Annotated in this window: 2 protein-coding genes; both read right to left on the bottom strand. The window is 47.2% G+C overall.

What is annotated here, in order from left to right; genetic code table 11:
* The coding region (locus N1032_RS24540) for a hypothetical protein (RefSeq protein ID WP_259543132.1) at nt 1-236 on the bottom strand (236 nt) is incomplete at its 3' end.
* Between the two features lie 140 nt (nt 237-376).
* On the bottom strand, nt 377-826 hold a 450-nt coding region (locus tag N1032_RS24535; RefSeq protein WP_259543131.1), incomplete at its 5' end, for a hypothetical protein.

Genomic DNA, 826 nt, shown 5'->3' with positions numbered 1-826 from the left:
TGTCTAGGCATAGATGATGCAACACCAATGGTGGAAAATGCAGCCCTCTCAAGAGCTTCTGCGACGTCATTCTGACCATCATTACGACGCCTTTGAGCAGTCTCCCACATACTCAGAGAACCTGGCTCCAAAGCACGAACGTGCATCTGCTGACGCACACCAAGACGCATATAAGCATCACGGGTAACATCATCATGGAGTTGAGTTGCTGCAAAGTGTCCCCAACGAGTAATCATTTCTGATTGTTCGTCGGAGATTGGTTGCGTTGTGGCTGGTTGAGGTGGAGGCGGAGTTCGTACTGTACTCGCCTCACTCCAATGAGTTGTATTGGGAGGTGTGCTCCACTCAAGCCACTGAGCGAAGCTGTTATTACCCCTTAACCGACCGGTTGAATTGTTATTTGGCAATTCGGTAACTCCCGCTGTAAAACACGAGCCAGGTGAGAGGCTTCATTAACCAGAGTAATGTTGTTACCGTCAATGTTACCAATGGCAACACCTTTATAATCAAGGTTAGTGCCTTGACGTAGGAAACAACCACCGATAATGTTTTCATCAGTGCCTTGGTTATACAACTCGTGTACAACCACGTTGGTGAATTGAGGTACACCAGATACACGACGAGAACACAGACCTTTTTTGGTAGAACGGTTTGGACGGTACGAAACCCAATGATAACGACCATTCAAACGAATGTAACGAGGGTCTGGTAAATCAAACACCAGTTGCTCCCTGTTAACATTCACAGACATTTGTCTGGAACGACTACCAGCCGGATGGAGAGAGCCATTGAACACTAACGCATTATATGCGTCTTCACCGTGAGC

Source organism: Herbiconiux daphne, assembly GCF_024979295.1.
Classification (GTDB): domain Bacteria; phylum Actinomycetota; class Actinomycetes; order Actinomycetales; family Microbacteriaceae; genus Herbiconiux; species Herbiconiux daphnes.
The sequence above is the reverse complement of the archived record's forward strand: the minus strand, read 5'-3'. Positions and strand labels throughout refer to the sequence as shown.